Consider the following 14,660-nt stretch of genomic DNA (forward strand, 5'->3'; position numbering starts at 1 on the left):
TCTCCCGGCAGCGGCCGGCTTACGGTTTCGGAGTGGCATTATCCGCCTTTTTGGCGGACCTGCCGTCGAACAGGCCGGTCAGGGCGATGCCGATGGCACCGACCACGATGGCCGAGTCGGCGATGTTGAACGCCGGCCAGGTATAGCTGCCAACGTACCACTGGATGAAATCGACCACGTGGCCGTGCACCTGGCGGTCGATCACGTTGCCGATGGCGCCGCCGATGATGAGCGCATACGGCACCGCGGCCTTCCAGTTGCCGCGCGCGGTGCCGCGCAGCCACCACGCCATCAGGCCGCTGATGGCGATCGCCAGTGCGGTGAAGAAGTACTTCTGCCAGCCACCGGCGTCGCTCAGGAAACTGAATGCCGCGCCGGTGTTGTAGGTGCGGTACCAGTTCCAGAAGCCGTCGATGACCACCACCGGCTGGAACTCCGGCAGGCTCGACAGCACCCAGGCCTTGGACCACTGGTCCAGGCCGATGATGGCGGCCGACAGCAGCAGCCAGACCAGGGCGTTCGGATGCGGACGGGGCGCGGCCATCAGAACCAGCTCCGCACTTCGCCGGCGCCGGTCACGTTGCTCACGCAACGGCCGCACAGTTCCGGATGGTCGGCGTTGCGGCCGACGTCGGCGCGGTGGTGCCAGCAGCGCACGCACTTGGCCTTGGTGGTCGGCTGGGCGCTGACGAACACCTCGTCGGTGGTCGCAGGGCGCACCTGCACGTCGCCACTGATGAACAGGAAGCGCAGTTCATCGGCCAGCGGCTGCCACTTCGCGGCCTGCTCTTCGCTGGCGGCGATGGTGATTTCCGCTTCCAGCGCGGCACCGATGGCGCCGTTGGCACGCATCGGCTCGAGCACCTTGGCCACCTGCTCGCGCACAGCCAGCAACTGGTCGAAGTCGGTGGCGTTGAGCTGGGCATCGGCCGGCAGCGGCGCCAGGCCGTCGTACCAGGTGGTGAACAGCACATGGCCGGCATGCTCGCCCGGCAGGTAGCCCCACAGCTCGTCGGCGGTGAAGGTCAGGATCGGCGCCACCCAGCGGGTGAACGCTTCGGCGATGTGGTACATCGCGCTCTGTGCCGAACGGCGACCGTGCGAATCGGTCGGCATCGTGTACAGGCGGTCCTTGGTCACGTCCAGGTACAGCGAGCCCAGGTCCACGCTGCAGAAGTTCAGCAGCAGCTGCACGATCTCGGCCATGTTGTAGCCGTCGTAGGCCGCCTTGATCTTCTCCTGCAGCTCCCACGCGCGATGCACGATCCAGCGGTCCAGCGCGACCATCTGTTCGAGCGGACGCAGGTGCTGGGCCGGATCGAAACCGTCCAGGTTGCCGAGCAGGAAGCGTGCGGTGTTGCGCAGGCGGCGGTAGGCATCGGCATTACGCTTGAGGATCTCCTGCGACAGCGACATCTCGTTGCTGTAGTCGGCCGAGGCGATCCACAGGCGCAGGATGTCCGCGCCCAGCTTGTTCATGATGTCCTGCGGCTCGATGCCGTTGCCCAGCGACTTGGACATCTTGCGGCCGTGCTCGTCCACGGTGAAGCCGTGGGTCAGGCACTGCTTGTACGGGGCGCGCTTGTCGATCGCCACGCCGGTCAGCAGCGAGGACTGGAACCAGCCGCGGTGCTGGTCGGAACCTTCCAGGTACAGGTCGGCCGGCTTGCCGAAGCCTCGCGCGGCAAGCACGCCTTCATGGGTCACGCCCGAGTCGAACCAGACGTCGAGGATGTCGGTGACCTTCTCGTAGTCGGCGGCTTCAGCGCCCAGCAGTTCGGCGGCATCCAGCGAGTACCACACGTCGATGCCCTCGGCTTCGACGCGGTCGGCGACCTGCTGCATCAGCTCCACCGAACGCGGATGGATCTCGCCGGTCTGCCGGTGGGTGAACAGTGCGATCGGCACGCCCCAGGTGCGCTGGCGCGAGATGGTCCAGTCCGGGCGACCGTCGACCATGCTCTGGATGCGCGCCTTGCCCCAGGTCGGGAACCAGCCGACGGTGTCGATGGCGGCCAGCGCATCGTTGCGCAGGTTGGCCTTGTCCATCGAAATGAACCACTGCGGGGTGGCGCGGAACACCACCGGCGTCTTGTGGCGCCAGCAGTGCGGGTAGCTGTGGCGGATCGGATGGAACGCCAGCAGCGCACCGTTGTCGCGCAGCACGCCGACGATGGCTTCCTGTGCCTTCCACAGGTGCTGGCCAGCCAGCACCACGTCACCGGCCGGCGGGGTCGATTCCAGGTACACGCCACGGCCGTCGATCGGGGTCACCTGGCCGGCGTTGTACTTGTCCAGCAGGCCGTACTTCTGGCTGACCACGAAGTCTTCCTGGCCGTGGCCGGGGGCGGTGTGCACCGCACCGGTACCGTCCTCGTCGGAGACGTGGTCGCCGTTGAGCACCAGGATCTCGCGCTCCGGGTAGAACGGGTGCGCCAGCAGCTGGTTCTCCAGCGCCGCACCGGTGGTTTCACCGTGCAGCACCACGTTTTCGACGCCATAGCGCTGCAGCGCGCGCTCGGCCAGCGCCGCAGCCAGCACCAGCCAACGGCGCTTGCCGTTGTGCGCCGGGCCTTCGGCCAGCACGTAGGTGATCTCCGCGCCCAGCGACACCGCCAGCGAGGCCGGCAGCGTCCACGGGGTGGTGGTCCAGATCGGTACGGCCACTTCCACGTCGGCCGGCACGCTCACGCCGAACGCCTGGCCGATGGCCTGCGCATCGCGTGCGGCGTAGGCCACGTCGATCGCCGGCGATTCCTTTTCCTGGTACTCGATCTCGGCCTCGGCCAGCGCCGAGCCACAGTCGAAGCACCAGTACACCGGCTTGGCGCCACGCACCAGGTGGCCGTTGGCCACGACCTTGGACAGTGCACGGATCTCGTTGGCTTCGAAGTCGAAGCTCAGGGTCTTGTACGGGTTGTCCCAGTCACCGGTCACGCCCAGCCGCTTGAAGTCCACGCGCTGGATGTTGATCTGCTCTTCGGCGAACTCGCGGCACTTCTGGCGGAATTCAACGGCGTCGAGCTTGGTGCCGACCTTGCCCCACTTCTTTTCCACCGCGATCTCGATCGGCAGGCCATGGCAGTCCCAGCCCGGCACGTAGGGCGCATCGAAGCCGGCCAGGTAGCGCGACTTGACGATGATGTCCTTCAGGATCTTGTTGACCGCGTGGCCCAGATGGATGCGGCCGTTGGCGTACGGCGGGCCGTCGTGCAGCACGAACAGCGGGCGGCCGGCGGCGTTGTCGCGCAGCTGCTGGTAGAGCCCCTGCTCTTCCCACCGCGCCAGAATGCCCGGCTCGCGCTTGGGCAGGTCGCCGCGCATCGGGAATTCGGTGGCTGGCAGGTTCAGGGTGGTCTTGTAGTCCTGGCTCACGCAGTGGCTCGCAATCTATGTTCGGAAAGGATGGCGCGCGCCTGTTCGGCGTCGCGGTGCATCTGGTCGGTCAGCGCCGCCAGATCATTGAATTTCTCTTCGTCGCGCAGCTTGGCGACGAACTCCACATCGATGTGGCGCCCGTACAGGTCGCCCTGGAAATCGAACAGGTGGGCTTCCAGCAGCGGCTCCACGCCCTCCACCGTCGGGCGGGTGCCGAAGCTGGACACCGACGGCCACGGTTGGTCGAACACGCCATGCACCCAGGTCGCGTAGATGCCCGACAGCGCTGGGGTCTTCGGGAACCGCAGGTTGGCGGTGGGGAAGCCCAGCGTACGGCCGAGCTGGCGCCCGCGCACCACCCGGCCGCTGATCGCGTACGGACGGCCCAGCAGGTCGTTGGCACGGGCGAAGTCGCCCTGCTGCAGCAGCTGGCGGATGCGGGTGCTGGAAATGCGTTCGCCATGCAGGTCAACCGCTTCAATTTCGCCCGCAGTGAAACCCAGTTCGGCACCCATTTTCTGCAGCAGAGCCAGGTCGCCACGGCGGCGGTTGCCGAAGCAGAACTCCGGGCCGATCCAGACCTCACGCGCACTCAGGCGCTTGACCAGCAACTGGCGCACGAAGGTCTCGGCCGGCATCGCGGCCATCGCCGCGTCGAATCGCAGCAGGCCGACCGCATCGACACCGAGCTCGCGCAGGATCTCGACCTTGCTGCGCGCCAGGGTCAGCCGCGGCGGCGGTGTGCCCTGGGCGAAGAACTCACGCGGCAGCGGCTCGAACGCCACGGCCACGGCGGCCACGCCCAAGGCGCGCGCGCGGGCAACCGCGTGGCGGACCAGCGCACGATGGCCCAGGTGGAGGCCGTCGAATGCACCGATACAGACCACGCTTCCGTTGGGGAACAGCTCCCCGCCCTCGACGCTTCTGAACAGCCTGCTCATCAACTCTCGTTCCGGCCCGACCGGGGCCGCCGCTTCAATGGTGTAACCCTGAAGTATAGCCGCCACAAGCCGCGATCAATGCCCACGCAGATCGCGCGGGCGGAAGCCCATCGCCAGCATGGCTACCGCGTAGGTGGCACCGCCACCGCCGACCAGCAGCGACAGGCTGCCGATCCGCTCCCACACGCTCATCGCCGAGAAGCCTGGCAGCCAGTGCAGCAGGGCCAGCAGCACACCAACCATGGCCGCACAGGCCAGCAGCAGTCGCAGCAGATAGCCGGCCCAGCCCGGCCGGCGCTGGTAAACGTCGGTCTTGCCCAGCCAGTACCACAGCAGGCCCAGGTTCAGGTAACTGGACAGCGCGCTGGCAATGCCCAGTGCCAGATGCAGGCCCGGCTGCTTGCCGATGGCCGCCATCACGCCCTGCGCCTTCAGCTCGTCCGGCACCATGACCTGGTACAGCACCGCCAGCAGGGCGAAGTTGAACACCATGTTGGCCACCAGCGCGGCCACACCCGCGCGCACCGGGGTCTTGGTGTCCTGACGTGCGTAGAACGCCGGCAACACCACCTTCAGCAGGGCGAACGCCGGCAGGCCGAAACTCAGGCCGTACACCGACAGCGCGGTCATGCGGGTATCGAAGGCACTGAACTGGCCGTGCTGGAAGATGGTCGCGATCAGCGGTTCGGCCAGCAGCAGCAGGCCCAGCATGGCCGGCACCGAGATCAGCAGGGTCATCCGCAGGCCCCAGTCCAGCGAACGCGAGAAGCCCTCGCGGTCGGTGCTGACGTGGTGACGGGCCAGCGCCGGCAGGATCACCGTGCCCAGCGCCACGCCGAACACGCCCAGCGGCAGCTCCAGGAAGCGGTCGGCCAGCGACAGCCAGGACTGCGAGCCATCGGTCAGCTTGGCCGCGATGACGGTGTCCAGCAGCAGGTTGATCTGCGCCACCGAGGAGCCGAACAGGGTCGGCACCATCAGCGTCATCACCTTACGCACGCCCGGATGGCTCCAGCCCCAGCGCGGCAGGGTCAGCAGGTTGATGCCCTTCAGCGAGGGCAGCTGGAACAGCAGCTGCAGGATGCCGGCAGCCAGTACCGCCCAGCCCAGCGCCAGGATCTGTTTCTCCGGGGTGCCGCCCAGCCGCGGGGCCAGCCACAGTGCACCGGCGATCATGCACAGGTTGAGGATGACCGGGGTCAGCGCCGGCATGGCGAAGCGCTGGAAGCTGTTCAGCGCGCCGCCGGCCAGGGCGGTCAGCGACACGAACAACAGGAACGGGAAGGTCAGGCGGAACAGGTCAACCAGCAGGCCCTGCTTGACCGGATCGGTATCAACGCCACTGGAGAAGACCGAGGCCAGCTGCGGCGCGAAGATCAGCGCCAGCGCAGTGACCAGCATCAGCACCCCGCCCAGGGTGCCGGCGGTGCGGGCCATCAGTTCACGCAGCTCGGCGTGGCTGCGGGTCTCCTTCACTTCCGTGAACACGGGCACGAAAGCGGTGGCGAAAGAGCCTTCGGCGAACAAACGCCGCAGGAAATTGGGTACCCTGAAGGCGACCCAGAAAGCATCAGTGATGGCGTTGGTGCCGAACGTGGTGGTCACCACGAAGTCCCGGACAAGTCCGAGAACGCGCGAGACCATGGTCATGCTGCTGAACGACAGCAGGCCCCGCAACAACTTGGGTGAACTCACTCAGCGTCCCTCTTGACAATCGACTTGACGTGCATTTCTTACGCCATCATACTAGCTAGCTTGCTGTTCCCATAACACCGATTTTTTCAGGAAACCACCACCGTGGCCAATATCAAGTCCGCCAAGAAGCGCGCCAAGCAGACCGTCGTGCGCAACGCGCGCAACGTGGCTCAGCGCTCGATGCTGCGCACCGCTGTCAAGAAAGTGATCAAGGCGCTGGACGCCAACGATGCCGCCGGCGCCGAAGCCGCCTTCGCCGTTGCCCAGCCGATCCTGGATCGCTTCAGCGCGCGTGGCCTGATCCACAAGAACAAGGCTGCTCGCCACAAGAGCCGCCTGAACGACCGCATCAAGGCCCTCAAGGCCGCCTGATCCGGCGCTGCCGCCCTGCCCTTAGGGGCCGGGCAGCAGACAAGAACCCGGCCCCGGCCGGGTTTTTTTGTTGCCAGCGATCCGGGGATTGCCGCAGGTACGGCGGCATTGGCCGGCGGCGTGGACTGGCGGCTGCACCGACGGGGTAGAGTCGACTGTCAGTCGACTGCTCTTCGCGCTACCCGCAATGCCCGCGCTGCGCGCGTTAGTCGACTGACAGTCGACTCTACCCAGCCGACTCTACCCAGCGACGCCATTACCCAGCCGGAGCCATCACCCAGCCGGAGCCATCACCCCAGCCAGCCCCAACCCCATCGCGCAGTCCACAAAAAACCCGGCCGAAGCCGGGTTTTCACATGGAACCACAACAGCATTACTGCGCGTCGCGGGCTTCCTGCTCTTCTTCCTTCTGGCGATCGAAGAAGGCCATGATCCGGCTCATGATCGGGAAGGTGCCTTCGCGGCCCAGCGCGGAGACCAGGAACCACGGCTCCTTCCAGCCCAGCTCGGCGACGATCTGCTCGGCCGCAGCCTTCGCTTCATCCTCGAACATCAGGTCAGCCTTGTTCAGCACCAGCCAGCGCGGCTTCTGCAGCAGTTCCGGATCGTGCTTTTCCAGCTCGCGCTCGATGGCGCGCACCTGCTCGACCGGAGAAATGCCTTCCACCCCACCCTCCATCGGCGAGATGTCCACCAGGTGCAGCAGCAGGCGGGTGCGCTGCAGGTGGCGCAGGAACTGCGCACCCAGGCCGGCACCGTCGGCCGCGCCTTCGATCAGGCCCGGGATGTCGGCAATCACGAAGCTGCGGTAGTTTTCCACCTTCACCACACCCAGGTTCGGGTACAGCGTGGTGAACGGGTAATCGGCCACCTTCGGCGTCGCCGCCGAAACGGCACGGATCAGGGTGCTCTTGCCGGCGTTGGGGAAGCCCAGCAGGCCGACGTCGGCCAGCAGCTTCAGCTCCAGCTTCAGCGTGCGCTCCTCACCCGGCTCGCCCGGCAGCGCCTGGCGCGGCGAGCGGTTGGTCGAGCTCTTGAAGTGCATGTTGCCCAGGCCACCGCGGCCGCCCTTGGCCACCAGCAGGCGGTCGCCGTGCTGGGTCAGGTCGCCGATGACTTCATCGGTGGCAACGTTGATCACCACGGTGCCGACCGGCACGGTGATGGTCAGGTCTTCGCCGCCCTTGCCGTAGGCCTGGCGGCCCATGCCGTTCTCGCCCCGCTGCGCCTTGAAGATGCGGTCATGGCGGAAGTCGACCAGGGTGTTCAGGTTTTCGTCGGCGCGGATGTACACGCTGCCGCCCGCACCGCCGTCGCCGCCGTCCGGGCCGCCGAGCGGAATGAACTTCTCGCGACGGAAGCCAATGCAGCCGTTGCCGCCGTTGCCGGCGAACACTTCGATTTCTGCTTCGTCTACCAGTTTCATTGTTTCGATGCCTGCGATGGGCGCGGCCTGCCGGCCGTCACCTTGAATGTTATGCCTGCCGATGGCCGGCAGCCCGGCCTGGCCGGTCTTGCTTCAACTCTAACGAAAAGCCCCGCCGAAGCGGGGCTCTTCATGCAGCACCCCCATGCCGAGGCACGGGCGCCGGCGATGCCTGGATCAGGCGTCGGCCGAGACGATGCTGACGGTGCGACGCTTCTTGGCGCCCTTGACCGAGAACTCCACCTTGCCGTCCACGAGGGCGAACAGGGTGTGGTCACGGCCCAGGCCAACGCCGGTGCCCGGGTGGAACTGGGTGCCGCGCTGACGCACGATGATGTTGCCGGCTTCGATGGCCTGGCCGCCGAAGATCTTGACGCCCAGGTACTTCGGGTTGGAGTCGCGACCGTTGCGCGAGGAGCCTACGCCCTTTTTATGTGCCATGACTGCTTCTCCTGATGCTTAGCCGGCGATGCCGGTGATCTCGATTTCGGTGTAGTACTGACGGTGACCCTGACGCTTCATGTGGTGCTTGCGGCGACGGAACTTGATGATCCGGACCTTGTCAGCACGACCCTGGGACAGGACCTTGGCGGTGACGGCAGCGCCCTTCAGCGCATCGCCCAGCTTCACGCCGTCGCTGTCACCCAGCATCAGGATGTTGTCAAACTTGATCTCGCTGCCGACTTCGACTTCGAGCTTTTCAATGCGGAGCTTTTCGCCCTGCGCCACGCGGTATTGCTTACCGCCGGTGACCAGTACTGCGTACATGACCAGGCCTTCCTCTGTAGTTATTGTGGTCTGAGCTGCCGCCATCGAGGGCGGACAGGAGCGGAATTGTACGCAGATCAGCGGGGGCGGGTCAAGTCAACCCCTGAACGTCGAAGGAGACGGCAGCGGCACGGGGGTCAGATCCCTTTTCACGGCGTGAAAAGGGATCTGACCCCTGGCTGACGGCCTGTCTCACAAGGTGAGACACCGGGCTGGCATTGTCGCCCATTGCCCCCATCTGGTCACCTCGGTAGGCTGACCGATTGCCGTTCCCTGCTGGCCCGGCACCCAGCCAACGCCCCCACAACCGGATCCCCCATGGCGATGGATTTCATCCGCATCCGCGGCGCGCGGACGCACAACCTGAAGAACCTCGACCTCGACCTGCCCCGCGACAAGCTGATCGTGATCACCGGCCTGTCCGGCTCGGGCAAGTCCTCGCTGGCGTTCGACACCATCTATGCAGAAGGCCAGCGCCGCTATGTCGAGTCGTTGTCGGCCTATGCGCGCCAGTTCCTGAGCGTGATGGAAAAGCCGGACCTGGACCACATCGAAGGCCTGTCCCCGGCCATCTCGATCGAGCAGAAGTCGACCTCGCACAACCCGCGTTCGACCGTCGGCACGATCACCGAGATCTACGACTACCTGCGCCTGCTGTACGCCCGCGTCGGCACCCCGCGCTGCCCGGACCACGGCTATCCGCTGGAAGCGCAGACGGTCAGCCAGATGGTCGACCAGGTGCTGACGCTGGACCCGGAACAGCGCTACATGCTGCTGGCGCCGGTCATCCGCGACCGCAAGGGCGAGCATGCGCAGGTGTTCGACCAGCTGCGTGCGCAGGGCTTCGTCCGTGTGCGCGTGGACGGCGAGCTGCATGAAATCGACGCGGTGCCGCCGCTGGCACTGCGCCAGAAGCACACCATCGAGGCGGTGATCGACCGCTTCCGCCCGCGCGAGGACATCAAGCAGCGCCTGGCCGAGAGCTTCGAGACCGCGCTGAAGCTGGGCGACGGCATGGCCTCGGTGCAGAGCCTGGACAACACCGAAACCGCGCCGACGCTGTTCTCCTCCAAGTATTCCTGCCCGGTCTGCGATTACTCGCTGCCGGAGCTGGAACCGCGCCTGTTCTCGTTCAACGCACCGATGGGCGCCTGCCCCGGCTGCGATGGCCTGGGCATGGCCGAGTTCTTCGACCCCTCGCGCGTGGTGGTGCATCCCGAACTGTCGCTGGCCGCCGGTGCGGTGCGCGGCTGGGACCGCCGCAACGCCTACTACTTCCAGCTGATCGCTTCGCTGGCCAAGCACTACCGGTTCGACGTCGACGCGGCGTGGAACTCGCTGCCGGCCAAGGTGCAGCAGGCCGTGCTGTACGGCAGCGGCGACGAAGCGATCACCTTCACCTACTTCACCGAAGCCGGTGGCCGCACCCAGCGCAAGCACCGCTTCGAGGGCATCATTCCCAACCTCGAACGCCGCTACAAGGAAACCGAGTCGCCGGCGGTGCGCGAAGAACTGTCCAAGTACATCAGCGAGCAGCCGTGCCCGGAATGCCACGGCGCGCGCCTGAACAAGGCGGCTCGCAACGTGTTCGTGGCCGACCGCCCGCTGCCGGACCTGGTGGTGCTGCCGATCGACGAGGCGCTGAAGTTCTTCAGCGAACTGAGCCTGCCGGGCTGGCGTGGCGAAATCGCCGCGAAGATCGTCAAGGAAATCGGCGAACGCCTCGGCTTCCTGGTCGATGTGGGCCTGGATTACCTGACCCTGGAGCGCAAGGCCGACACCCTGTCCGGTGGTGAGGCACAGCGCATCCGCCTGGCCAGCCAGATCGGCGCCGGCCTGGTCGGCGTGATGTACGTGCTCGACGAGCCGTCCATCGGCCTGCACCAGCGCGACAACGAACGCCTGCTCGGCACCCTCACCCGCCTGCGCGACCTGGGCAACACGGTGATCGTGGTGGAGCATGACGAGGATGCGATCCGTCTGGCCGACTATGTGCTGGACATCGGCCCGGGCGCGGGCGTTCATGGCGGCGAGATCGTCGGCCAGGGCACCCTGCAGGACATCCTGGAAGCCCCGCGCTCGCTGACCGGCCAGTACCTGTCCGGCAAGCGCGCGATCGAGATTCCGGCGCGCCGGCACAAACCGAACCCGAAGATGACCCTGCACCTGCGCGGGGCCAGCGGCAACAACCTGAAGGGCGTGGACCTGGCGATTCCATCGGGCCTGCTGACCTGCGTGACCGGCGTGTCCGGCTCGGGCAAGTCGACCCTGATCAACGACACCCTGTTCTCGCTGGCCGCCAACGAGATCAACGGTTCCTCGCACCCGATCGCCCCGTACAAGGAGATCGATGGCCTGGACCTGTTCGACAAGGTGGTGGACATCGACCAGTCGCCGATCGGCCGCACCCCGCGTTCCAACCCGGCCACTTACACCGGCCTGTTCACTCCACTGCGCGAACTGTTCGCACAGGTGCCTGAGGCGCGTGCGCGCGGCTATTCGCCGGGCCGCTTCAGCTTCAACGTGCGCGGCGGCCGCTGCGAAGCCTGCCAGGGCGACGGCCTGATCAAGGTCGAGATGCACTTCCTGCCGGACGTGTACGTGCCCTGCGACGTCTGCCATGGCAAGCGCTACAACCGCGAAACGCTGGAGATCCTGTACAAGGGTTTCAACATCAACGACGTGCTGGAAATGACCGTCGAGGATGCGCTGAAGCTGTTCGAGCCGGTGCCGTCAATCGCGCGCAAGCTGGAAACGCTGGTCGACGTCGGCCTGAGCTACATCAAGCTGGGCCAGAGCGCGACCACGCTGTCTGGTGGTGAAGCGCAGCGCGTGAAGCTGTCCAAGGAACTGTCGCGCCGCGATACCGGCCGCACCCTGTACATCCTCGACGAACCGACCACCGGCCTGCACTTCCACGACATCGAAGCGCTGCTGGGCGTGCTGCACAAGCTGCGCGACGAGGGCAACACGGTGGTGGTGATCGAGCACAACCTGGACGTGATCAAGACCGCCGACTGGATCGTCGATCTGGGCCCGGAAGGCGGGCATCGCGGTGGCACCATCCTGGTCACCGGCACGCCAGAAGACGTGGCGGCCTGCCCGCAGTCGTACACCGGCCAGTTCCTGGCCCGCATGCTGCCGTCCACCAGCGCGCGCCCGGAACAGCCAGCCGCCGTGGCCAACAAGCCCGATGCCCGCCCGCCGCGCAAGGTGAAGCCTGAGAAGCCGGCCAAGGTGGCGAAGAAGGCGGTGGCTGCCAAGAGCACCGGCAAGGCCAGCAAGAGCACGACCAAGAAGAAGGACGCCTGATGAGCAGCGAACACAAGATCCTGGCCCGCATCCCGATCAGCGTACGCTGGCGTGACATGGACAGCATGGGCCACGTCAACAACGCCAAGTACATTTCCTACCTGGAGGAAGCGCGCGTGCGCTGGATGCTGGGCGTGGACGGCGTATCGATGACCGACCGCATCGCACCGGTGGTGGCCGCGACCAACGTCAATTACCGGCTGCCGATCGTGTGGCCCAACGACATCGTGGTCGAACTGTTCGTCGAGCGCCTGGGCAACAGCAGCGTGACCATCGGCCACCGCATCGTCGATCAGCAGGACGATTCGAAGCTGTATTCCGATGGCAACGTGGTGGTGGTCTGGATGGATACCCAGACCGGCAAGAGCGCACCGCTGCCGGAGGCGATCCGCAGCGCCTCTACCTGACGCGCCCTGGTGGGTGCCGACCTTGGTCGGCACGCATTGGCTGCAATGAGGTTGCCGGCCAGCGGCCGGCACGACCGACACTGATCAAAGGACTGACATGATCCACCAGACCGAACTGCGCGACCTGCTGCCCGGCATGGTCCCCTTCCCCACCGACGTCTTTCCCGCCGACCAGGCCTGGCTCGGCCAGCACCTGCTGCCGCTGCTGAAGATCGACCTGGGCGTGCTGCGCCCGGAACTGGCTGGCCAGGTGGCAACGATGCTGTGCCCGATCGAGCCGTACGACGGCTGCATCGGCGAGACCACCGAAGAACACCACAACGATTTCACCGGCACCAACTGGATCGCCTTCGAACTGACCGCCGGCAACCAGATGCGCTTCCTCGGCAACGAGGGCTATTTCATCGGCGATGCGGTACAGGACAAGGACGCACAGGAACACATCGCGCAGATGCGCGAGAGCTACGCCAAGGCCCGCGACTACCATGCCACGCACGGCCGTCTCGCCTGCTACTCGCGCTACGGCAAGGGTGAGGCCAGCGAGCGCGATTACCTGGATACGCTGGGTGGCCCCATTGGTTTCGGCAACTGGACCGAGACCGCGGAGATTCCCGCAGCCTTCGAACTGGGCTTCACCGAGGCGGCCGATGACCCCAATGCTGCGGACGATGCCGAAACGGTGATCATCACCCGCAATGGCAACAAATTCTTCGCCGTGGCCGACGTAGCCGGTTACAACTGGTGTGCCACCGGTGCCGACGCGATCGTGATGCTGTACGAGCCGGTCAGCCGCACGGTGCTGTTCTCTTACGACTGGTCGTAAGCCTGTTTGGTAGTGCCGGCCGCTGGCCGGCATACCGAGTTGCCGGCCAGCGGCCGGCACTGCCATCCCGCTACGGCGCGGCCTTGCGCACGGTCAACGTCGCACTCGCTTCGCTACCCCCTTCCAGCTGCAGCCGCAGCGGCAGCACCTGCCCTTCCTTCAGCGCGCCCTTGCCCTGCATCAGCATCAGGTGCAGGCCGCCGGGCTTGAGCTCGGCACGCGCGCCGGCTGCCAGCGGCAGGCGCTCGATCGCGCGCATCCGGCTGACCCCGTCGACAATCGTGGTCTCGTGCAGCGACACATCACCGAAGCTGCTGCTGGTCGCGCCGGTGATCGCCACCGCCTTGCTGCAGCCATTGTGGATGACGCCGTAGCCGGCGGTCATCGGCATTGCCGGATTCGGAGGCAACCGCGCCCAGCCCTGCTCCACCGTGACGCACGCCGGTTCGGCGGCCGAGGCCGATGCTGCGGTCGCACACAGGACCCACAGTACGCCAACGAATGGTTTGGTTATCATCGCCCAGGTTCCTTCTTCGCAACGAGACCGCAGCATGACGACGCTCATCGAGGTGATCAACCATGGCCCCATCCGCGAACTGCGCCTGGCACGGCCGCCGGTCAACGCACTGGACACCGAACTGTGCCGGCAGCTGATCCATGCCATCGAGCTGGCCATGGCCGAAGACGCGCATGGCATCGTGCTGTCGGGCAGCGAGCGCGTCTTCACCGGCGGCATGGACGTGCCGCACCTGCTCTCGCATGGCGATGACAAGCACAAGTTGTTGGACACCTGGAACGCCTTCTTTGGCGCCGTGCGCACGCTGGCCGAGAGCCGCATTCCGGTGGTCGCGGCGATCACCGGCCACGCCCCGGCGGGTGGCTGCGTGCTGGCCCTGTGCTGCGACTACCGGGTGATGGCGCGCAGCGCCGATCCGTCGCGGCCGTATGCCATCGGCCTGAACGAAGTGCAGGTCGGCCTGATCGCGCCGGAGGGCATCCAGCGCCTGCTGCGCCGTGCGGTGGGCGTGCACCGCGCCGGTGTGCTGCTGACCACCGGTTCGCTGGTGCCGGCCGAACAGGCGCTGCAGATCGGTCTGGTGGATGAGCTGGCCGAGGGAGACCTGGTGGTGGCACGCGCCATTGCCTGGCTGCAGAACCTGCTCAAGCAGCCGCGCCAGCCGATGCTGCTGACCCGCGCGATTGCCCGTGCCGACCTGCATGAGGCGCTGCACCCGGACCTGATCCAGCTGGACCGCTTCGTCGAGGCCTGGTTCGCTCCGGATGCGCAGAACGCGCTGCAGGCACTGGTAGCCCGGCTGGGCAAGTAAACGGTAGTGCCGGCCGCTGGCCGGCAACCAGGCAATCCTTCCGGGACGCCTGTGGTTGCCGGCCAGCGCCCGGCACTACCGATGATGGGCTGGCCTGCACCGGTATAATCGGGGCCTCTTCACTGCTGTGGCCGCCCCCCTTGAACGACACGCCCGAACCCGTCGTCTCCGAGCTGATCGATCTGCTCACGCTGGAGCGGCTGGAGGACA

Annotated in this window: 13 protein-coding genes; 5 read left to right on the top strand and 8 right to left on the bottom strand. The window is 66.4% G+C overall.

Features of this window, described 5'->3' with window-relative positions; translation table 11 throughout:
- Positions 1-19 precede the first annotated feature (19 nt).
- From lspA to murJ, 4 genes are all read right to left on the bottom strand, one after another.
- On the bottom strand, positions 20-544 hold the full coding sequence (lspA, locus tag AC5P78_RS15860) for a signal peptidase II (RefSeq protein WP_111196860.1): 525 nt from the start codon (positions 542-544) through the stop codon (positions 20-22).
- Positions 544-3,375, bottom strand: a complete 2,832-nt coding sequence (gene ileS, locus AC5P78_RS15865; RefSeq protein ID WP_111196862.1) for an isoleucine--tRNA ligase — start codon at positions 3,373-3,375, stop codon at positions 544-546. Before ileS ends, lspA begins: the two co-directional genes overlap by 1 nt.
- Positions 3,372-4,319, bottom strand: coding sequence for a bifunctional riboflavin kinase/FAD synthetase (locus AC5P78_RS15870; RefSeq protein WP_012479506.1), 948 nt, complete (start codon positions 4,317-4,319; stop codon positions 3,372-3,374). The genes ileS and AC5P78_RS15870 overlap by 4 nt, the downstream gene beginning before the upstream one ends.
- Positions 4,320-4,394: 75 nt before the next feature.
- Positions 4,395-5,999, bottom strand: a complete 1,605-nt coding sequence (gene murJ, locus AC5P78_RS15875; protein ID WP_099561628.1) for a murein biosynthesis integral membrane protein MurJ — start codon at positions 5,997-5,999, stop codon at positions 4,395-4,397.
- Between the two features lie 117 nt (positions 6,000-6,116).
- Here murJ and rpsT point away from each other — a divergent pair, with 117 nt between their 5' ends.
- Positions 6,117-6,386 carry a 30S ribosomal protein S20 gene (gene rpsT / locus AC5P78_RS15880; RefSeq protein ID WP_005408560.1) on the top strand — a complete coding sequence of 90 codons (270 nt, stop codon included), beginning with the start codon at positions 6,117-6,119 and terminating at the stop codon, positions 6,384-6,386.
- A gap of 373 nt (positions 6,387-6,759) precedes the next feature.
- On the opposite strand, the gene cgtA is transcribed toward rpsT, so the two are convergent.
- From cgtA to rplU, 3 genes are all read right to left on the bottom strand, one after another.
- The gene (gene cgtA, locus AC5P78_RS15885) at positions 6,760-7,812 is read right to left on the bottom strand and encodes an Obg family GTPase CgtA (RefSeq protein ID WP_049404715.1); all 1,053 of its coding nucleotides are present in this window, start codon (positions 7,810-7,812) and stop codon (positions 6,760-6,762) included.
- A 177-nt stretch (positions 7,813-7,989) separates the two neighbouring features.
- Entirely contained in the window at positions 7,990-8,253 is a 264-nt protein-coding gene (rpmA, locus tag AC5P78_RS15890) for a 50S ribosomal protein L27 (RefSeq protein WP_005408558.1), read from the bottom strand.
- An 18-nt stretch (positions 8,254-8,271) separates the two neighbouring features.
- Positions 8,272-8,580, bottom strand: coding sequence for a 50S ribosomal protein L21 (rplU, locus tag AC5P78_RS15895; protein WP_005408557.1), 309 nt, complete (start codon positions 8,578-8,580; stop codon positions 8,272-8,274).
- Positions 8,581-8,898: 318 nt separating this feature from the next.
- On the opposite strand from rplU, the gene uvrA reads away from it, so the two are divergent.
- From uvrA to AC5P78_RS15910, 3 genes are all read left to right on the top strand, one after another.
- Positions 8,899-11,892, top strand: a complete 2,994-nt coding sequence (gene uvrA, locus AC5P78_RS15900) for an excinuclease ABC subunit UvrA (RefSeq protein WP_024957497.1) — start codon at positions 8,899-8,901, stop codon at positions 11,890-11,892.
- Entirely contained in the window at positions 11,892-12,299 is a 408-nt protein-coding gene (locus tag AC5P78_RS15905; RefSeq protein WP_033833359.1) for an acyl-CoA thioesterase, read from the top strand. Before uvrA ends, AC5P78_RS15905 begins: the two co-directional genes overlap by 1 nt.
- Before the next feature lie 97 nt (positions 12,300-12,396).
- On the top strand, positions 12,397-13,122 hold the full coding sequence (locus AC5P78_RS15910) for a hypothetical protein (protein ID WP_049395527.1): 726 nt from the start codon (positions 12,397-12,399) through the stop codon (positions 13,120-13,122).
- A 70-nt stretch (positions 13,123-13,192) separates the two neighbouring features.
- On the opposite strand, the gene AC5P78_RS15915 is transcribed toward AC5P78_RS15910, so the two are convergent.
- Positions 13,193-13,639 (bottom strand): copper chaperone PCu(A)C, encoded by a 447-nt coding sequence (locus AC5P78_RS15915; RefSeq protein WP_005412625.1) that lies wholly within the window; start codon positions 13,637-13,639, stop codon positions 13,193-13,195.
- 34 nt (positions 13,640-13,673) lie between these two features.
- On the opposite strand from AC5P78_RS15915, the gene AC5P78_RS15920 reads away from it, so the two are divergent.
- On the top strand, positions 13,674-14,450 hold the full coding sequence (locus AC5P78_RS15920) for an enoyl-CoA hydratase/isomerase family protein (RefSeq protein WP_012479449.1): 777 nt from the start codon (positions 13,674-13,676) through the stop codon (positions 14,448-14,450).
- Positions 14,451-14,660: the final 210 nt, after the last annotated feature.

This window comes from Stenotrophomonas sp. YJH_SMC_133 (assembly GCF_059370655.1).